Source organism: Glutamicibacter uratoxydans, assembly GCF_050753455.1.
GTDB classification, from domain to species: Bacteria; Actinomycetota; Actinomycetes; order Actinomycetales; family Micrococcaceae; genus Glutamicibacter; species Glutamicibacter uratoxydans_A.
On record NZ_CP192736.1, the window covers coordinates 1,591,156 to 1,610,192 of the forward strand.

The following is a 19,037-nucleotide window of genomic DNA, read 5'->3' on the forward strand; positions in this document are numbered from 1 at the left end:
CAGACAATCCCGAACTGTCCAGAACCTTAGCCCTGAGCCGAAACGATGAAGTTGACGGCGTCGCCGACGGTCTTCAGGTTCTTGACTTCCTCGTCTGGGATCTTCACGTCGAACTTCTCTTCGGCGTTAACCACAATGGTCATCATCGAGATCGAGTCGATGTCCAGGTCCTCGGTGAAGGACTTGTCCAGCTGCACGTCTGCTTCGTCCAGGCCGGTCTCTTCGTTCACGATTTCGGCAAGACCTGCCAGGATTTCTTCGTTGCTAGCCATGGATGGCTCCTTTTCTTAGGTTGTGCCGGTAGTACCGACGATGATCTGGGCGCGTGCCCACCTCCTGAACGGTGGTGGAGGCACCCGGTCTGGGTGAAATACCTTCACGCTAAACGTGGCGGCTCTCAAATCTTTAGTTTATGGCAGGACGACCACTTGGGCGCCGAAGACAAGCCCGGCACCGAAACCGATTTGCAACGCCAGCCCGCCGGAAAGTTCGGGATGCTCGCGACGCATCCGGTCCATGGCCATCGGGATCGAGGCGGCCGAGGTATTACCGTTTTCGGCAATATCGCGGGCGACCAGCACGCTGTCGGGAAGTTTCAACTGCTTGACCATTTCATCAATGATGCGCATATTGGCCTGGTGTGGCAGGAAGGCGGCCAGATCGCTGGCTTCAATCCCGGCCTCGGTCAGTGCCTTGCGGGCCATCTTCGCCATTTCCCACACGGCCCAACGGAACACGGTTTGTCCGTCCTGACGCAGCGTGGGCCACAATTTAGCTTCGGTGGAAGCCAGTACCGAGTTCCCCTCCGGGGTCTGCTCGGCGTCCACGACGACATCACGCAATTCCAGTTGTGAGTGCGTCATCCCGATGGCCGACCACTTCCCACCATCCGAACCCCACACCGACGGGGAGATGCCCGGGATGTCGCTGGCACCGATGACCGCGGCCCCGGCCCCGTCACCGAGCAGGAAGGAGATGGTGCGTTCGTGATTGTCGATGTAATCCGAGAGCTTCTCCGCGCCGATGACCAGCACGTTTTGCGCCAGCCCGGACCGAACCAGAGCATCGGCTTGAGCCACCGCGTAGCAGTATCCGGCACAGGCCGCGGAAATGTCATAGGCCGGTGCGGGGGTCAGCCCTAACCGGTCGGCCACCGCGGCGGCAGCCGAGGGGGTGGCATGCGGGAAGGTGACGGTTGCGACGATGACCGCGCCGATCTGCTCAGTTTGCAGTCCGGCATCGGCGATGGCGGAGCGTCCGGCAGCCTCACACATATCTAGCAGCGAGGTGTTCTCATCGGCTCGGTGGCGGGTGATGATCCCGGTGCGCTGGCGGATCCACACATCGGAGGAGTCGATCCACTGGCAGACATCCTCGTTGGTAACTACCACGTCGGGCCGGAAGGAACCGGTACCCAGAATACGACTGTGGGCGTTGGGCGTCAGCTGGTTCAATACGGCGCTCATGGCTGCTTCTTTCGTTGAATCCGAATCGGTGGGCAGGAACGGGATGTTGGCTTTAGGCGGTGTGTTCGGCGATGAACTCGGCGGCGCTGGACAGATCGGCGGGAGTCTTTACCGCCAAGGTCTTCACGCCCTTCAGCCCGCGCCGGGCCAAACCGACCAAGGTGCCGGCCGGGGCAAGTTCCAGCACGCCGCTGACTCCGAGACCGGAGAGCTGGTCCATGCACAAATCCCAGCGTACCGGGCGCGAAACCTGAGCCACCAAGGACTGCAGGTTCGCAGCGCCCGAGGCCACCTGCTGCCCGTCGAAATTCGAGAGCATGGGACGGGTTGGGTCGGTGGGGTGCAGTGTTGCCGAAAGCTGCTGGAGCACGCCCACCGCTGGTTCCATGTGCTCGGTGTGGAATGCGCCGGCGACCTTCAAAGGGATCACCCGGGCCTTAGCTGGCGGGTTCTGGTTCAAATCCTCGATTTGTTCCATGGTGCCCGCAGCCACCACCTGACCGCCACCGTTCATATTGGCCGGAGTCAAACCATTGGCTGCAATGGCGGAGAGTACTTCCTCGGGATCCCCACCGAGCACTGCGGCCATTCCGGTGGGGCGGACCGCCGCGGCCTGAGCCATCGCGTTAGCGCGTTCCCGAACGAAGGTCATGGCTTCGGGTTCACTGAGTGCACCGGCCAGCGCGGACGCGGTGATTTCACCGACCGAGTGCCCGGCCAGCACGCTATTGACCGGAAGCTGATCGCCGAAGAGGGCGCGCGCGGTCACCAGACCGGCGGCCACGATCAATGGCTGGGCCACCGCGGTGTCTTTGATGGTCTGCTCATCGGAGACGGTTCCGTGGGTCACCAAATCGCGTCCGGTGATCTGTGAGAGTTCATCAAGATGTTCGCGGACCCCGGCTACTTCGAGCCAGTCGGTCAAGAATCCTGGGGTCTGGGAGCCCTGTCCCGGGCATACAATTGCTAGCACTCTTCAAGCTTTCCAAAGAAGGGGAGGTTTTCGCTCAGTATTTCGGTACCAACCTCATGGCACCTCTTTGTAGGAAGTCTACAAAAGTCTGTAGTGCACTGTCGACAAAACCCCATCAAAAGCCGAGTATGTGTCGCAGCCTACTGTGTGTACCCTCTAAAAATCGTTAGCCTCCACCTAGCTGCGCACCTCACGTAGTCGGCCCACTAATAACGCGGTTTGCAACACGAAGGCATCGCGCGGCACCAAAGGATCCCACCCGGTGACTTCGCTGACCCGTTTGAGCCGGTAGCGCACCGTGTTGGCGTGCACGTAGAGTTCCCGAGCGGTGCCTTCCAGCGAGTGGCCGAGGTTCAAATAACTGGACAGGGTTTCGGTCAACGCATTACTGGCCTGCTGCAAGGGCAGGTAGACCCGCTCGTAGAGCGCCTCGCTGGCTAGCGCGTCACCGTTGATGACACGTTCGGGCAGCAGATCATCGGCTGCTACCGGTTGTTCGGCTTCCGGCCATGCCGGGGCGGCCAAGTATCCGGCCATCGCGGCCGCGGCCCCATAATGCATTTCCTTCACTGAGGGCGCCAACGGGGAATAGACCACCGGGCCGGGACCGAAGTGCTTGGCCAATCGGCTCAAATCCACTTCCTCAAAACGGGTATCGGAAAGCATCAGGATTGCTCGGTCGCCTAGGATCCCGATCAATGAGTCGCGCCCGAAGCGTGGGGCGACCCGGCGTAAGGCCGAGACAAAATTTACCGGCGGAGTTGCTGGGGTGGCCCCGACGATGATCCGAATATTCTGTTGCGACTTCCAACCGATTGCGGCGATCCGCGAGGACAGCGAAGCTTGCGACTCCCCGTGAAGTACCGCATCCACCACGTGGGCCTCCAGCCGGGAGTCCCACGCCCCACGGGTTTCGGCGGCTCGCGCGTACACATCCGCCGCGGCGAACGCGACCTCTCGGGAATAGCGCAGCACCGCCTCGCGCACTGGCCCCTGTTCGGACTCGGCAACAATATCCGGTACTTGGGATTCCACTACTTCCACAATAGTGCGCAGCAAGGCCAAGGCTTTTTGCAAACTGATCGACCGGGTCAACTCGGTGGGCGCCGCACCGAACACATCGGTCATCACCCAGGCCGGGGTGGACTCCGGATGCTCATACCAACTGATGAAGGTGGAAATCCCCTTTTGGGCAACTAACCCCAGGGCCGCACGTTCTCCGGGCTCCAACGAGCGATACCAGGGCAGGGACTGATCTAAGTATTTCAACGCGGCAGTCGACAGCACGCCCTGATGTGTTTTGAGTCTGCGAATGGTTTCCGGGGACGGTTTGCTCAATCGGTTGGTTCGCACCCGGATGGCGGCAGCATCGGCCTTGTCGTTCATAGATACGAGCATACTCATTACCGACTACGCATCGTGTCATCCCTGAGCACCATTATCCGTTGTGCGGCGCAGCATCCCGGGTCGAGCGAGACCAGCGAGCCAGTGTTGCCTAACGCTCAAGCGCGCCGAACCGCCGGGGCCTCAGGAACGCACCTGCGCAGCTTCATCTTGCCTTGTGAATGCGCCGGATGATGAATACTGGTGTTAATCAGCTCAGCATGGCGCGTAACCGAAATGAGGTGGCACGATGACCCAGACATCATCGAAACCCGAACAAAACACCGGGTCCAAAAACACCGGCGGAGGCCTGCGCTTTCTGCGCGAACGGCTACTGATGGTGTTGGTGATTCTGTCCTTGGTTGCCGGAGTCAGCTTGTGGCTGACCGGCCAAGACCTAGCCTTAGCCATCCTCGCCTATCTGATGATCGGTGTGGTGATCGTAGTTACTGCGATCGGCATGGTGCGGGACTTGATGAAGGGGCACTGGGGGCTTGATATTCTCGCCGTGGTGGCGATGATCGCCACCCTCGCGGTGCAGGAATACGTGGCCGGGCTGATTATCGCGCTGATGCTCACCGGCGGTGAAGCGCTGGAAGATCTGGCGGCCCGCCGGGCGAGCCGCGAACTCAATCTGTTGTTGGATCGCACCCCCAGCTACGCCCAGCGGATTCACCCCCAGACCGGCGAAATTGAAAGTATTGCCGTGGAGCTGGTGCAGGTGGGGGATGAGCTGCTGGTCCGTTCCTCGGAGGTCCTGCCCGTTGACGGCATCTTACTGTCCGCGCACGCGGCCATCGATGAGTCCTCGGTGACCGGTGAGCCCGAGCCGGTTACTTGCCGCACCGGGGACGCGCTGCTGTCGGGAACGGTGAACAGCACCGAGAGTTTCACCATGCGGGTACAGAAGATCGCCAGCGAATCCAACTATGCCGCGATCGTGAAACTGGTGGAAGAAGCCGTCGAATCCCGTGCCCCCATGGTACGTCTGGCCGACCGTTACGCGGTGCCTTTCACTCTGGTTGCATTGTTCATCGCGGGCTTGGCCTGGTATCTCAGTGGGGATCCAGTGCGCTTCGCCGAAGTGTTGGTGGTGGCCACTCCGTGTCCACTGCTGATTGCCGCCCCAGTCGCCTTCATGGGTGGGATGAGTTCGGCAGCGAAACTCAATGTCATCATCAAGGACGGGGGAGTGCTTGAAGTCTTAGCCCGGGTGCGTTCGGCGGCCTTCGATAAGACCGGCACGCTCACCCAGGGGCGACCCGAAGTCGTTGAGATCCGACCGGAAATCGGTACTGCGGAGCACACCCTGCAACTGGCTGCGGCCGCCGAACAATTCTCGGTCCACGTCTATGCTGCCCCGATCCTTGCCGCCGCGCACCACAGGGGTCTTGAACTACCCGGCGTGGAACGTGCCGAAGAGATTGCAACGCATGGGGTCAGCGCCCTGCTCAACGACGGTAGACAAGTCCGGGTGGGTAAGCCGGCGTTTATTGAGCAGGTCACCGGGCAGTTACAACGCGCCACACTGCAGGCCGGTCAGACGGCCGTTTATGTCTCGCTGGATAGTGAGCTGGCCGGGGTGATTGTGCTCTCCGACCCGCTGCGGCCGCAGGCGGTTGACACCATCCAGCGGCTACGGGAGCAGGGGGTGAGTGAGTTCGCGATGGTCACTGGCGATGCCACCGCCACCGCGCACTCCGTGGCCCAAGAAGTCGGTATTTCCCACGTACATGCCGAAACTACCCCGCAGTCGAAGGTCGAGATTGTTCAGGCAATGGTCCAGCGTCCGGTGCTGATGGTCGGTGATGGGCTCAATGATGCTCCGGTGCTGGCTGCGGCGGATGTGGGTATCGCTATGGCTGGCCGCGGTGCAACGGTGGCCAGCGAGTCCGCGTCTGCGGTAGTGACCTCCGATGACATTTCACGCGTCGCGGATGTGGTGCAAGTATCCCAACGCACCATCGCTATTGCCTTGCAATCGATTTGGATGGGCATCATCATCTCGGTGGGTCTGATGCTAGTGGCAGCCTTCGGTTTCCTGCCAGCGGTTGTCGGGGCAATGTTGCAGGAAATTGTGGACGTGGTGGCGATCGTCTCGGCCCTTCGCGCACTGGTGATCTACAAGAAAATCAAACGCGAACCTAAAAAGCACTGACTCGCCCCGAAAGTCTCAAGGCTGAAGAGTCCTCGCCGCTGATTAGCCGTAACTAAACACCGTGGGTGCGGGTTGCTTCGAGGATTAAAAACATAGCGGGCGCGAACTCAGTATGAGCTGTGTTCGCGCCCGCTACCGGGAGCTAGACGCTTTAGGCGTCGCCTCCGGCGTTACCCGAGGAGCCCGCGTTCGGGTTGTTCAGGTCATACTTCTGATGCGCTGTGACCGGGGTCTCGGCCGGGATCTCTCCCCGCTTCGCGAGGGTCTGCAGGGTTTTCACCACCAAGGAGTGCGCGTCGATCTTGAAGTAGCGGCGGGCCGCGGCCCGGGTATCACTAAACCCGAACCCGTCCGCGCCCAGGGTATGGAACTCACCAGGCACATACGGGCGTACCTGCTCCAACACCGCGCGCTGGTAATCACTGGTCGCGATCACCGGACCGGTCACTGACTCTAGTTGCTGGGTCAGGTACGGTACCGGTGGCTGGGCGGCCGGGTCATCAAGCCCGGCCCGGTCACAGGTCTGTCCTTCGCGGGCCAGTTCGTTCCACGAAGTCACGGACCACACATCAGCAGACACCCCCCACTCGGTAGCCAGGATTTGTTGGGCTTCTAACGCCCACGGCACCGCGACCCCCGAAGCCAGCAGTTGCGCCCGAGGCCCGTCAATACTCGCTTCCTTCAACAGGTAGATCCCTTTCAGGATCCCGTCCACGTTCACGTTTTCGGGTTCAGCGGGCTGACTGATCGGCTCGTTATACACCGTCAGGTAGTACATCACGTTCGGATCCGGATGCTGCCCCCCGTACATGCGTTCAATCCCGGCCCGCATAATATGCCCGATCTCATACCCATACGCCGGGTCATAGGTGATCACTGCCGGGTTCGTGAGCGCTAACAGCGGGGAATGCCCATCCGCGTGCTGTAGCCCTTCACCGGTCAGGGTGGTGCGGCCAGCGGTCGCACCAATAATGAACCCGCGAGTCATTTGATCCGCGGCCGCCCAGAACGCGTCCCCGGTACGTTGGAACCCGAACATCGAGTAAAACACATAGATCGGGATCAACGCTTCGCCGTGGGTGGCGTACGAGGTCCCGGCGGCGGTGAACGCTGCGACCGCGCCGGCTTCGTTAATGCCGGGGTGGATCAGCTGGCCTTGCGGGGATTCCTTATACGCCAACACCAGGTCCCGGTCTACCGAGAGGTAGTTCTGCCCGGCCGGGTTGTAAATCTTCGCGGTCGGGAAGAAGGAGTCCATGCCGAAGGTGCGGGATTCATCGGGCACGATCGGCACGATGCGGTGACCGAAGTCTTTATCCCGCATCAAGTCTTTGAGTAGACGCACGAACGCCATCGTGGTCGCGGCTAACTGCTTCCCTGACCCGCGTTGCGCGATCGCGTAAGACTTCGCCGCGGGCAGGCTGATCTGCTTCTGTTGGTGGGTTCGACGCTCCGGGATCGCCCCACCCAGCTCAGCCCGTCTGGCCATCAGATACTGGTGCTCTGGCGAGGACGCCTCGGGCCGGTAGTACGGGGGTAGGTACGGGTCAGCTTCTAACTGCTCATCGGTGATCGGGATCCGTAAATGATCCCGGAACCCCTTTAAATCCTCTAAGGTGAGTTTCTTCATCTGGTGGGTCGCGTTACGGGCCTCGAAATGCGGCCCTAACCCGTAGCCCTTCACGGTCTTGGCCAGGATCACCGTGGGTTTGCCCTTGAACTCGGTCGCGGCCTGATACGCGGCATACACCTTGTGGTAATCATGCCCGCCACGCTTCAGATTCCAGATCTGATCATCACTGAGGTGATTGACCATTTCCTTAGTTTCGGGGCGTTGACCGAAGAAGTGTTCACGCACGAACGCGCCGGACTCGGCCTTATAGGTCTGATAATCCCCGTCCGGGGTCTGGTTCATCACTTCAACCAGTGCGTTGCCCTGCTCGGATTCGAGCAGGGTGTCCCATTCGCGGCCCCACACGACCTTGATTACGTTCCACCCGGCACCGCGGAAGAACGCTTCGAGTTCCTGCATGATTTTCCCGTTACCGCGCACCGGCCCGTCCAGGCGTTGCAGGTTACAGTTCACCACGAACGTGAGGTTATCCAGGCGTTCGTTCGCTGCGAGTTGTAAAAAGCCGCGCGATTCTGGTTCGTCCATTTCCCCGTCGCCGAGGAACGCCCACACGTGTTGATCGCTGGTGTCTTTAATCCCCCGGTTATGCAGGTACCGGTTTAGTTGGGCCTGGTAGATCGCGTTAGCTGGGCCTAAGCCCATGGACACGGTAGGGAATTGCCAGAACTCGGGCATGGACCGCGGGTGCGGGTAAGACGGCAGGGCGTGGCCTGCCTTGGACTTTTCTTGCCGGAACCCGTCCAGGTCTTCTTCGGACAGGCGTCCTTCAAGGAACGCGCGAGCGTACATGCCCGGCGAAGCGTGGCCTTGGAAGAAAATCTGATCCCCGCCACCGGGGTGGTCTTGACCGCGGAAGAAGTGGTTAAACCCGACTTCGTACAAGGTCGCGGCCCCCGCGTAGGTGGAGATATGGCCTCCGACCCCGATCTCGGGGTGTTGCCCGCGGTGGACCATGATCGCTGCGTTCCAGCGCATAAAGGCCCGGTAGCGGCGTTCGATTTGCTCATCACCAGGGAATTCGGGTTCTTGATCGACCGGGATCGTGTTCACGTAATCGGTGGTGGTGACCATCGGGACCCCCACGGACTTCGCTCCAGCGCGTTGCAGCAGCGAGCGGATGATGAACTGAGCGCGTTCGGTTCCTTGCGACTCGACCAGTGAATCGAAAGAGTCTAACCATTCCTGGGTCTCTTCCGGGTCTTGATCGGATAACTGATACGTCAGACCACTACGAATCTGAGAAATATGCTCCTCGACAGCCACAGATACTCCTTATATTGAAGCGGCTTCACACCGGAGGTGAGTTTCAGGCACCGGCATGAGTGGATTTACGAGCGGGTGCGCACTGGAGTGGCGTGCTCTGCTCGTTCATCTTCAACTCTAGTTCGATCTGTCATCTTTTGTGGCCAAGATTTCTTCGTTCAGGGCGAAAAAGAGCCAATTTTACGTGAGCTAGGTAACATTGACTAGGGGTATCTATCTTGATGCCCCTGACATCGAGAGATGTAACACTCGTTAGTCGCAGGAAAATACCGGCGTGTTGCAGCGTTAGCGCTTGAATGGTCAGGCAAAAGCGTGTTTCGTTGGTAGTAACGCTTTGCACCAGCAGGAGGAATGAAGTGAGCGACGCCGTATCGGCAAATGTGGAGCCCGCAAAGAAGTTGGGTTTCAAAGATGAAGATCTAGTCCAGGAATTAGGGTACGACGATGATGTGGACTACGACCTTCGTGATTCCATCGAGGATCTGATTGGCTCTGAACTGCTCACGGAAGAAGACCACGATGTTGTAGACGCCGTGATCCTTTGGTGGCGCGATGGCGATGGGGACTTGGCCGATTCCCTGATGGATGCCTTGTCCAATCTTGAAGACAACGGTGTGGTGTGGCTGCTGACCCCTAAGCAGGGTCGTGACGGCCATGTGTCCCCGAGCTTGGTGCAGCAAGATGCGCCAACCGCGGGCCTTCATGTCACCAGTAGCGAAGGTGTCTCCAAGGAGTGGTCCGCCACTCGCTTGGTACAGCGCCGCAAGAACTAATCATGAGGATTGGGGATCGCCTGCCGGCGTTCCAGCTTGAAAATCAGTACGGGGAACGCGTCCTGTCCGACGATCTGTCGTTGGGCAGGACGCTACTCGTGTTTTATCCCTGGGCTTTCTCCCGAGTCTGTGGATCCGAGCTGGCGCAACTGCAGGAAAATCTAAGCTTGTTCCAAGATCGAGATGTGCGTTTACTAGCTATCTCGGTCGATCATAAATTTGCGCTGCGGTCCTATGCCGAGCAAACTGGGATCGAATTCGAGTTGCTAGCTGATTTTTGGCCCCATGGGGGATTAGCTAGTTCCGTGGATGCTTTTGATGCCGAACGCGGTGTGGCGCGACGAGTCAGTCTCTTGAATGAGGGGGGCGTGGTCGTCGATAGGTTCGAATCCGCGCTCACTGAGCCCCGCACTTTGCAGCGGTATGTGCAGGCCTTGGGTCGACTCGGAGTTGAAGAGAGCTAGATCACGGCTTTTCGATTTGCATCAAAGAATAAACCTCAGTAAAGTTATTCCCTGTTGGCAAGGAAATTTTCTTCCAAGACAACAGGTTAGGGCCTTTAGCTCAGCTGGTAGAGCGTCACGTTTACACCGTGAATGTCATCGGTTCGATCCCGGTAGGGCCCACCAGTAGAAACCCCCTCCACTTGGCAGAAATAAGTCAAGCGGAGGGGGTTTTACCTTTTGGTATTGCCCCTGCTTTCGAGCGATCTCTTTTTGAACCACTCCGCTGGCTTACTCAAGCATGAGCGAGAGTGTGTTCACGTTTGCTCGGCTGCTCCTTCGCTTGTTGTGCAGGATGTGCTCTTCGCGCGAGCTCACTGGTTTTATCGGTACCAGCGGTTGGTGGCCGGGCTTGAGAAGCGCGGTCGAGGAGTGCGTGCGTTTCGGGATTTTGCCGCAGTAGATTCAGAAGTCCTGTTACCTCTCGGCGGGGGTGGATCGGGGTAGCCACGGCTCGCGCCGCTAGATCATTGGTGTGCGCCGAGTCGTCGTTTTTATACTTCTCAGTACTCACGGCATTAGTCGGCTCCAAGACCCTGTGGTGGTCGAGACCACAACTGTTCCTCACGCCATCGATCGGGAAACCCCATCTCAGCTACAGTCCGTCCAGGTAACGCAATGAAGGAATCATCGATGAGTGTCCTCATTTTCCACATCCATGTCGTGCCAGGTGATGTGCCTTGCAAGAGATGTCCCATGACGATCAGCGCACCGTAGAGACGTTCGCTCTGACCTTCGGGTAACGAGCGTAGCCTATCCATGGTTCGTAGTCCCGCAGTGCTGACCGGGGTGAAGGATCGATTCCAGACGCGAGTATGGTGGGCGCAGGTGTTTCGTAATACGGTCAAATGTTCAAACCATCGCGCAAGGGGATGGGCTTTGCGTGCCTTTTTCCGTTGGTTCGCGCTGAGGGCAGAGTCGACGATGTTCACGCCGAGTTGCTCAGCGATCATCCACTGTTCTCTCGCGCGGAGTCCGTCGTAGAGTTTCGAGACATCAGTAAAATCCAGTACCTCGGTGAGGACCCAGATCGGTAGTTCACCGCCGTATTTTACTTCGTGGTGACGAATCGGGTCACTGTGGCGACGGGCACGATCGGCGCGGGTACGCGCAATTGCCAGCCACGTAGGATGATCGAAGCTTGGTCGGAACATGGTGCGGTCTCGGTAGGCGAGTGGTCCATTTGATCCGATGAGGTAGCCCAAGTGGCTACGCAGTGTGATTTCGACTCGCTCGATACCGTCGTGGATGAGCGTGCGCAACTTCCGATCGAACTCATACAACTTCACCACGTCATCGAAATTGGCGCCTGATGTGAAGTGATCAAGACGGCCTCTATTTTGCCCATCATCGATCTTATGATAGGGGTACCAATATCCGCTCAGTCTGTAGTAGCCGATGTTCCTCAACCATTGTCCAGCTACTGCATGATCAAGCGTAAGGCCACGTAAGGTAAGCGCGTTGATCTGCTCATCGATGGTTGTGAACGGCTTCACTCGATGTGTCACGTCGGCGCGACCTCCTCGTAAAGGAGATCCAGCCCACACCAGCAAGGCTGGGCGGGCTGAACTATTAACGCCAAATATACCACTAGGTGCGAACAGTAGGGCGTTCGTTCATTCGGGAGTTACGCATTCCGCTGGATCACTATATGTGGCTACCCTGGCTCATAATCGGGCTGCAGGGCGGCTCGCAATCTAGATCGCAGCTATTCACAGAGAACCTGGTGTATGAAGTCGGGGTACTCAATCGATGAGCGAGTCGTCATACGGATCTCGCTAGTCCTCACTGGTGCAAGTGGTTTATTCCCTGACATGAATATTAAAGATTCAGTTCCTTCGCAGATTGCGTTCACCGCAGGATTTGTTGCTGTGTCTCTCAACCAAAACGCTGAAGCTCGCAGAAGGTCGGAACTTATCGCTGCCTTGCATGCACGACGACAACAGGTTTCCCAAGAGCTTTTGACTTACCCGCACAATTCTTTTCAAGGGGACCCCAGCGCAGGAGGCGATCGCAAATGTGTGCCAAGCGACTAAGGGAGAGCTTGCCACTTTAATTGGTCCCGCACCCACGATTACCAAGGAAGTGAACGTGTTCTTCGATGATTACGTGGGCCTATCTAGAGGCATGGGTCATGCGGGTTTAAGCCCAAGGTTCGATACTGAATGAGTTTTGCAACCGGGTTCTAGCTCGCGCGGAGTATTGAGCTGACCCGCGGGGCACTTCGGCGCTCCCTCCACTGCTCCGACACGACCACACCACTCGAACTTTAACTGACTAGAACTCGTTATCGTGGATCACGCCGCTCAGCCCCACTGGGAACTCGGCGAATCTGCGATTTGACCGCTGGGTGATTGTTCGAGGAGCCCTTCAGTGCCACCCCATATTTGACGGTCGGTCCCGGGCAGATGAGAGATACATCTGACCGGAATCGGTTTGCGCATTTTTCCGGCAAAGGACGCGCCAGCCCAGCGGGCCTGGCACGTTCCCCTGCGCAGTTCAGTCTCAGTCGAAAAGTACCGTTACCTTGTCCGCGGCACCGGGTGTCTGGGCGAGTTCAAGCGCCTCCAGCGCCTGGTCGAATGGGAAGCGGTGGCTAATAATCTTCTCGTACTTTTCCCAGTTGGCAACGATGTCATCCGTGACCTCAAAGATCTCGGTCGGGTAGCCCATCGCCCACACGATTGTCAGCTCGGTGGTCAAAATGTTGACAAAGTCTAGCTCGACGGGCTGCTTATGCACCGCCACGATCCCAAGCGTCTTACCATGCCCCGCAATTTGCGTAGCGGTTTGCGGCACCGAGGCCACACCGGCTGCGTCCAGGAAGATATCGGTGTCTGAGCGCTGCCCACGGACCATCGCGGTCTCACCTCTTCCGTGTAGCTCGATCAGTCGGGCGGCCACATCCTCGGTGGCCGAATTGATGACCGCATCTGCACCGATTGCCAGTGCCTTCTCCAGCCGCTCGTCAAGGATATCGATGACGACGATGTGCTTGGCGCCTTTGCTGCGGTATCCGAGCAAAGCGCCCAGCCCAATGGGACCCGCCCCAAAGATCGCGATTTTGTCGCCAGACTTGGGCTGAGTGCGGTTCACCGCATGCAGCGCCACGGCCATCGGTTCGTTCAGGGCGGCCACTTCCCAGGGCACATGCTTCGGGATGACCTTCAGCTGCTTGCCCGGCTGGTAATCCTTGACCAGCACGTACGGAGTGAGGGCTCCCTGCGCACCGCCGGAACCGAGCAGGCCATCGCTAAACATCATGGTGTCGATGACCACGTGGTCCCCAACCTCGATCTGGCTGACCCCGGCACCGATTTCGACCACCTCTGCGGCCGGCTCATGACCGAGGCGAGTATTGCCTTGATGGGGCGGGATGCCTCCCATGTGGGCGTAAAAGGCATCGGAACCGCAAATGCCGCAAGCCCGGATTTTGAGCAACACTTCGCCGTCCCCGGTGGTGAGATCGTCAACTTCGACCCATTCGATTTTGTCTACCCCGGTGACCATGACAGATTTCATGCGAACTCTCCCCATTCTTAAGCTGATTTCGCGGCGTCAAAATTGCGTGTAAGTGCCGCAAGTTTGCGGCATTCACGAATAACCTAACACGGTTCAGTAATTCCTTCTAGCGGTGTGGGAAGATGGCTTTATGAGTGATTCGGGCCCCGGAAGACCACGCGAGACCTCGCATGCGCAGATTCGCGAAATCGCGCGTCGGCTGTTCGCGCAACATGGGTACGCTGCGACTTCCCTCACCCAGATCGCCGCGGAGGCGGGCATCAGCCGCACCACCTTGTTCAGCTATTTTCCGGCCAAACGGGATCTCATCTGGGAGGAGTTCGACGCCGGCCAAGACCGTCTCCTTGCGGCCCTGAGCCAGAACGACGAGTTGCCGGCGGTCGATCTCCTCGCTGAGGCACTGGTAGCAATGGCTGACTATTCACCCGCGGAACACGACGGGCTGAAGTTCCGTTGGGGTATCGTCCTGGAGAATACTGAGCTACGTAGTTACTCCACGGAACGCACCGAGCAGGTATTGCAATTAGCAATCGATACCGCAGCGCAACGAACACAAGTCTCCGATCGGCAGCTGGTTGAACAGGTTGCCCGCGCTCTGGGTGCGGTGGCCGAGCACTGTGTCGAGCGTTGGGCCCGTGCCGATCAACCCGCTGTCGGCCTTGGGGACGAAGTGCGGCTGACGCTCAGTCCTTTTGTTGAGCGGCTGCGCACCCTACTGGACTAAACGGGGCAACTCAGATCTCGTGGTGAGGATCCGAGGAGCTGCCCCAAAATCTTCTGAGTGTTGCCACAGCGAGTCATCGGCATACGCTAGGTGACCCCATATGCGGCGCAAGCTGCTGCGCAGTCTCCAGTCAGGCACAGCAAACCGCGGTGCTGGCAACAGCCCCAAGCGTGCGACTGCTGTGAACCTGACCTGCGGTGATCCATCTGTGAGAAGCTTGGTTTATGAGTAGTGCTCCGAAAGAAAATCTTTGGTTGGCCGCGGTCCGCGCCAATCCCGATCATGCGAAAAACTATGCGGCACGGTGGCGTGGCTTTGTCGATGAAGGGCGCGATATTTACGGTGAGGCGCGGCTGATTGATGCCATGGCCGATCGGGGCAGCCGAATACTGGATGCTGGCTGTGGAACCGGCCGCATCGGCGGGTGGCTTTCCGAGCGCGGACACGAGGTGGCCGGAGTGGATCTGGATCCCGACCTGGTAGCCGTCGCACAAGAAGATTATCCGCAGGTGGACTGGTCCGTGGGCAATTTAGCGCAGTTCCAGTTGACCACGCCTACCGGTGAGCACCGAGAGTTCGATTTAATCGTTTCGGCCGGAAATGTGCTGACTTTTCTCTCCGGTGATGAACGGGTTCCCGCGCTGAAATGTCTGCGGGAACACCTAGCTCCGAACGGTCGACTCATTGTCGGTTTCGGCGGCGGGCGCGGCTATGATTTTGCCGCGTTCGAATCCGATGCGGCTACTGCCGGGTTAGCCATTGACCAACGGTTCTCCAGTTGGCAATTGCATGCACCAGCCGCAGACTTCCTGGTGGCCGTGCTCAGTCAGGTGACTTAGTCGCGGGAGCCGGACGCGACTCGCAAACGCCACAGTGAAGTGACTTCCTTCGACCGTGCGGTGTGCAACAGATCGCTGGTGTCCCGGGCCCGGGAGTGTGTGGGCGTGGTCTGCAGTCGGTCAATGACTTCGAGGCCCGCCTGCGCAATCGTCTGAGTGAGCTCCTCGGGTCGGCGCAGTTCGAGTAGTTCGGCCAGATCAGAGATGATCAGCCAGCCCTCCCCATCTTCGGTGAGGTGCTTGGGTAGGCCAGTGAGAAAATCCTTGAGCATTTTGCTACCGGGGTCATAGACTGCCGCGTCCAAGCTGGTCGGCGCACTGCCGGGTAGCCAGGGCGGATTGCAAATGATCAACGGTGCTTTGATGGTTGGAAACATGTGGGTTAGTTGCGCCTCGGCGTGTTGTTCTATCCCCAGGCGCCGGAAAGTATCGTTAGCGCAATCAACCGCGCGTTGGTGAATGTCGGTGCCGGTCACCTTCGCCACCCCACGTTTCACTAGGAGTGCGGCCAATACCCCCGTTCCAGTGCCGATATCCACGGCGAACTCGTGGCTGGGCAACGGTGCTTGGGCCACGAGGTCCACATACTCATGCCGGGTGGGCAGGAAAGTGCCATAATGCGGGTGGATAGTCTCGCCCAAGGCTGGAACTTCGACACCTTTGATGAACCACTGGTGCGCTCCCTGGACTCCGACGAGTTCCTGCAAGCTCAATACCGCAGTTGACTGGCCGAAACCCGGTTGATCGGCATAGCCAAAGGAGATGGCAGCAGCAAGTTCGGGTGCCCGCGATAGCGGGACCCGCGCGGTTACCGCAGAGCCGGAAAATACCACGGGGACAAGCAGCAGCGAGAGCATCCGGGAACGCTGGGCCCGGGCCTGACGAATCTTGTAGAACTCCTCGGCGGGAGTCGGCTCGACCGGTTGCTTCTTACGTGGAGTCTTGGCTAAACGCCGATCCATCGCGCTGAGCATTTGTTTGGCGTTGTGAAAGTCTCCAACCCAGAGCATTGCCACACCCTGGGCAGCGTACTTCATCGCTTGGATCGCGGTGAGTTGATCATCAACAACGACCAGACTCTTCGGTCGAGGACGCCCATTGCTGGAGTACCAGCTGCCGCTGAGCGCTTGCCCGTCTTGTTCCCAATGCAGCAACTGTTCGGCGCTCGGTGATTGCTCGCTAATAGGACATGACCTCGATCGATAGCTGGTGGGTGCGCGAACCGATAAGCGGTCCAGCAGGTCGTAAATGCTGGTTGGTGGCGCATTACCAGTCTATCCGGTGCAATTACCTACCTCGGTTGTCGCTTTCCGCTTCACCCGCCCAGTCCGCTATGCCCCAACGCGTCAGCGCAAATCTCACCACCTGCGTGAAATTGCTGGTGTCAGGGGCTTGCCGCATACCGAGATTCACTCTCGATATAGCGGTGTGACGTGGAGGTTAGAACGAATGTCATTGGGCTATGCTCGCTCTATGTGCAAATCCATCATCTGGGCAGTGAACTCCAGTGCCTATGATCAAAAATTTAGCGACGAAGCGCGCCGAGTATTGGGAGTGGCACCCGAAACGAGTGAATTTCACATCAAAACCAAGCGGTTACGCAAGAACACTCAGTACTTCACGCTAGTGCGCAATATGTGTAATTGTGGCAGCCTGATCGGGTTGGGTCAGCAGGGTGAACCAAGCGATGAAATCGAAGCCGAGGCGTTATTGAACTGGCTGCGGGGGATGCCCGAACGAGCAAACTGGGTGTCGCGTATCGCCATCTACAACACCTGGTCCCCGCAGGACGAGCAGCTGATTCCGCACACGGCGCGCGGCATCAAGATCTCCGAACTGACTGAAAGTCTGCTGCGCTCCCTAGAGGAGGACGCCCTGCTCACGATTGACTACCCGGTGCATGCCTAAGCGGTGTCCGAAGAGGTCTATGTAGCGCATTTTTCTAGGAAACCACGAGGAGGATTGCGAACCAATGGCACAGAAAACCAGCGATGGTTCCGGCATGGAACAGCTCATGAAAACCGAAAACTCCGGGCCACGGATTCGGCCGCTTCAGCGCATAAAAGACGGCGCCCGCGGTGTACAGCAACCCGCCGGCGATAATAAGCACCATCAGTAGTGGGTTCAGTTGGTAGAACGCCGGAAGGTACATGACCGCACCCCAGCCTAAGAGCAGATACAAGCTCACGGTGAGCCAGCGAGGCGCTGTGGGCCAGAAGATCCGCAATAGTGCCCCGCTGAGTGCGCCAATCCAAATAATTATTAGCAACAAGTTTCGCTGGCCCGGCTCTAAGGCTAGGGATATCGGCGTATAGGTTCCGGCGATCAATAAGAAAATATTCGCGTGGTCGGCCCGACGTAACCAGATTCCCCGTTTCGGCCCCCACGTCCCGCGGTGATAGAGCGCTGAGACCCCGAAGAGGAGCACTGCAGTTAAGGCGAAGACTGCGCTATACCATTCGGCGATGGACGGTTCGGCGAGGACGATCAGGACCATACCCAGCACGATGGCTAGGGGAGTGAACCAGGCGTGCAGTAATCCGCGCCATCGGGTGCGTTCGGTACCGCTTATCAGGTGCTGATCGGGTGCACTGTTAGCGGGATTTTCCGTGTGTGATGAGCTGGCCATGGCGAGTCCTTGCTGCAGGAGATGCCCTGTGAAGCAGAGCTAACTCCCAGTCTAATTTACTGATCAGTAATAAGTTAGCCGCGATCATTTCACACTACCTCTCGACGAGCGGAGGGAGACCTGCTATGTTTAACTTTGTAACGCAAAGTACTTGTCAATAGAAAGCACTTTGTATTTCATTCGCGGTCAACCATCGAGGAGAAGATCGTCATGGACAGCGAAAACAAGAAGTTAGACCCGGCACAGATTCTTGCTGGGATCGATCAAGAATCAGAGCAGGCGCAACAGGCGTTAGCGCCTAACCAGAGATTGCTGTATGCGCTGTGGGGTAGCACCTGGATGATTGGCTTCCTAGCCTTCTACGCGGCCTTTGTCCCAGTTGATGATCCGCTGATCTCACGCTGGGTAGCTGCGGGCATCACCGCTTTTGCACTGATCTTCAGCATAGTTTTTTCTGCGATCCACTCGGCTAAGCGAGCCAGCGGCACTCGCGGACCATCGATGGTACAGGGCGCCATTTATGGAAACTGCTTCTTCCTGAGTTTCCTCTTCGTTGGTTTACTTGGCTGGCGACTGGCCGCGGCAGGGCTGAGCGCCATGGGCCTGCTCTCTTATGCCGTAGCAGCCTGTGCTCTGGTGGTTGGAGCATTGTGTGTCACCGGGGCATTAGTCTGGAATGACCGAACACAACTGATCTTTGGAGGCTGGGTGCTGGTGGTTGGCCTGCTCTCACTGGCATTGCCGGCACCGCATAATCTGTTGGCAGGTGGATTAGGTGGGGCAGGACTGATTGTTCTGGGGATATTGCACGGTGCTGGGAAGAGCGCCGTCACCGGGGCGGTGGTGAGTGGGAATGACTGAGCTTGACCCGGTGATCCACGCCCAAGCCAGGCTTCGGATCATCACGATTCTCAACACCCTGGGTCCGGGGGATTCATTGGCCTTTCCCAGATTGCAGGACTTGCTGAAGATGACCTCGGGTAATCTAGCGACGCATCTACGCAAACTTGAAGATGTCGGTTATGCGCGGGTTGAGAAGGTACTCGAAGGGCGGGCTCCAGTGACCTATGTGGGCATCACCGACCAAGGGCGTAGCGCCTTTCGTAACTACAAGCAGGGGCTACTGCAGTTGCTGGCCACTAATGAGTAGCTCTGCTATCCAGCAAGTCCT

The 19,037-nt window shown here is 58.4% G+C and carries 17 protein-coding genes and 1 tRNA gene; 9 read left to right on the top strand and 9 right to left on the bottom strand.

Annotation, left to right across the window (positions count from 1 at the left end):
* Positions 1-26: 26 nt before the first annotated feature.
* The 4 genes from ACQQZ8_RS07210 to ACQQZ8_RS07225 all read right to left on the bottom strand — a co-directional run bounded on the left by ACQQZ8_RS07210 (position 27) and on the right by ACQQZ8_RS07225 (position 3,825).
* Positions 27-272 (bottom strand): acyl carrier protein, encoded by a 246-nt coding sequence (locus ACQQZ8_RS07210; protein ID WP_431711983.1) that lies wholly within the window; start codon positions 270-272, stop codon positions 27-29.
* 138 nt (positions 273-410) lie between these two features.
* The gene (locus ACQQZ8_RS07215; RefSeq protein ID WP_431711984.1) at positions 411-1,466 is read right to left on the bottom strand and encodes a beta-ketoacyl-ACP synthase III; all 1,056 of its coding nucleotides are present in this window, start codon (positions 1,464-1,466) and stop codon (positions 411-413) included.
* 52 nt (positions 1,467-1,518) lie between these two features.
* A complete protein-coding gene (locus ACQQZ8_RS07220) occupies positions 1,519-2,439 on the bottom strand; it encodes an ACP S-malonyltransferase (RefSeq protein WP_431711985.1) in 921 nt (306 codons plus the stop codon).
* 177 nt (positions 2,440-2,616) lie between these two features.
* Positions 2,617-3,825: a PucR family transcriptional regulator gene (locus ACQQZ8_RS07225; RefSeq protein WP_431711986.1), complete on the bottom strand. Its 1,209-nt coding sequence runs from the start codon at positions 3,823-3,825 to the stop codon at positions 2,617-2,619.
* Positions 3,826-4,072: 247 nt separating this feature from the next.
* On the opposite strand from ACQQZ8_RS07225, the gene ACQQZ8_RS07230 reads away from it, so the two are divergent.
* Positions 4,073-5,980, top strand: a complete 1,908-nt coding sequence (locus ACQQZ8_RS07230) for a heavy metal translocating P-type ATPase (protein WP_431711987.1) — start codon at positions 4,073-4,075, stop codon at positions 5,978-5,980.
* 151 nt (positions 5,981-6,131) lie between these two features.
* Here ACQQZ8_RS07230 and aceE read toward each other — a convergent pair whose 3' ends face one another.
* Positions 6,132-8,876 carry a pyruvate dehydrogenase (acetyl-transferring), homodimeric type gene (aceE, locus tag ACQQZ8_RS07235; RefSeq protein WP_431711988.1) on the bottom strand — a complete coding sequence of 915 codons (2,745 nt, stop codon included), beginning with the start codon at positions 8,874-8,876 and terminating at the stop codon, positions 6,132-6,134.
* A 296-nt stretch (positions 8,877-9,172) separates the two neighbouring features.
* Here aceE and ACQQZ8_RS07240 point away from each other — a divergent pair, with 296 nt between their 5' ends.
* The 3 genes from ACQQZ8_RS07240 (at position 9,173) to ACQQZ8_RS07250 (ending at position 10,278) form a co-directional block, all read left to right on the top strand.
* Positions 9,173-9,649 (top strand): DUF3052 domain-containing protein, encoded by a 477-nt coding sequence (locus ACQQZ8_RS07240; RefSeq protein ID WP_431711989.1) that lies wholly within the window; start codon positions 9,173-9,175, stop codon positions 9,647-9,649.
* 2 nt (positions 9,650-9,651) lie between these two features.
* Positions 9,652-10,113 (top strand): redoxin domain-containing protein, encoded by a 462-nt coding sequence (locus tag ACQQZ8_RS07245; protein ID WP_431711990.1) that lies wholly within the window; start codon positions 9,652-9,654, stop codon positions 10,111-10,113.
* 89 nt (positions 10,114-10,202) lie between these two features.
* A tRNA-Val gene (locus ACQQZ8_RS07250) sits at positions 10,203-10,278 on the top strand.
* Between the two features lie 392 nt (positions 10,279-10,670).
* On the opposite strand, the gene ACQQZ8_RS07255 is transcribed toward ACQQZ8_RS07250, so the two are convergent.
* Positions 10,671-11,660 (bottom strand): Abi family protein, encoded by a 990-nt coding sequence (locus tag ACQQZ8_RS07255; RefSeq protein WP_431711991.1) that lies wholly within the window; start codon positions 11,658-11,660, stop codon positions 10,671-10,673.
* Positions 11,661-12,657: 997 nt separating this feature from the next.
* Complete coding sequence (locus ACQQZ8_RS07260) at positions 12,658-13,674, bottom strand: zinc-dependent alcohol dehydrogenase (protein WP_431711992.1); 1,017 nt, start codon at positions 13,672-13,674, stop codon at positions 12,658-12,660.
* 130 nt (positions 13,675-13,804) lie between these two features.
* On the opposite strand from ACQQZ8_RS07260, the gene ACQQZ8_RS07265 reads away from it, so the two are divergent.
* Positions 13,805-14,398: a TetR/AcrR family transcriptional regulator gene (locus tag ACQQZ8_RS07265; RefSeq protein WP_431711993.1), complete on the top strand. Its 594-nt coding sequence runs from the start codon at positions 13,805-13,807 to the stop codon at positions 14,396-14,398.
* 224 nt (positions 14,399-14,622) lie between these two features.
* On the top strand, positions 14,623-15,237 hold the full coding sequence (locus tag ACQQZ8_RS07270; protein WP_431711994.1) for a class I SAM-dependent methyltransferase: 615 nt from the start codon (positions 14,623-14,625) through the stop codon (positions 15,235-15,237).
* Here the strand turns inward: ACQQZ8_RS07270 and ACQQZ8_RS07275 are convergent.
* Positions 15,234-16,391, bottom strand: a complete 1,158-nt coding sequence (locus ACQQZ8_RS07275; RefSeq protein ID WP_431711995.1) for a methyltransferase — start codon at positions 16,389-16,391, stop codon at positions 15,234-15,236. The two genes, ACQQZ8_RS07270 and ACQQZ8_RS07275, sit on opposite strands and share 4 nt — an antisense overlap.
* Positions 16,392-16,710: 319 nt before the next feature.
* Between ACQQZ8_RS07275 and ACQQZ8_RS07280 the strand changes: the two genes are divergently transcribed.
* Positions 16,711-17,145, top strand: a complete 435-nt coding sequence (locus tag ACQQZ8_RS07280) for a hypothetical protein (RefSeq protein ID WP_431711996.1) — start codon at positions 16,711-16,713, stop codon at positions 17,143-17,145.
* 34 nt (positions 17,146-17,179) lie between these two features.
* On the opposite strand, the gene trhA is transcribed toward ACQQZ8_RS07280, so the two are convergent.
* Complete coding sequence (trhA, locus tag ACQQZ8_RS07285; protein WP_431711997.1) at positions 17,180-17,866, bottom strand: PAQR family membrane homeostasis protein TrhA; 687 nt, start codon at positions 17,864-17,866, stop codon at positions 17,180-17,182.
* 210 nt (positions 17,867-18,076) lie between these two features.
* On the opposite strand from trhA, the gene ACQQZ8_RS07290 reads away from it, so the two are divergent.
* Both ACQQZ8_RS07290 and ACQQZ8_RS07295 read left to right on the top strand, forming a co-directional pair.
* The gene (locus ACQQZ8_RS07290; RefSeq protein WP_431711998.1) at positions 18,077-18,727 is read left to right on the top strand and encodes a hypothetical protein; all 651 of its coding nucleotides are present in this window, start codon (positions 18,077-18,079) and stop codon (positions 18,725-18,727) included.
* On the top strand, positions 18,720-19,016 hold the full coding sequence (locus ACQQZ8_RS07295) for a transcriptional regulator (RefSeq protein ID WP_431711999.1): 297 nt from the start codon (positions 18,720-18,722) through the stop codon (positions 19,014-19,016). Before ACQQZ8_RS07290 ends, ACQQZ8_RS07295 begins: the two co-directional genes overlap by 8 nt.
* Positions 19,017-19,037 lie beyond the last annotated feature (21 nt).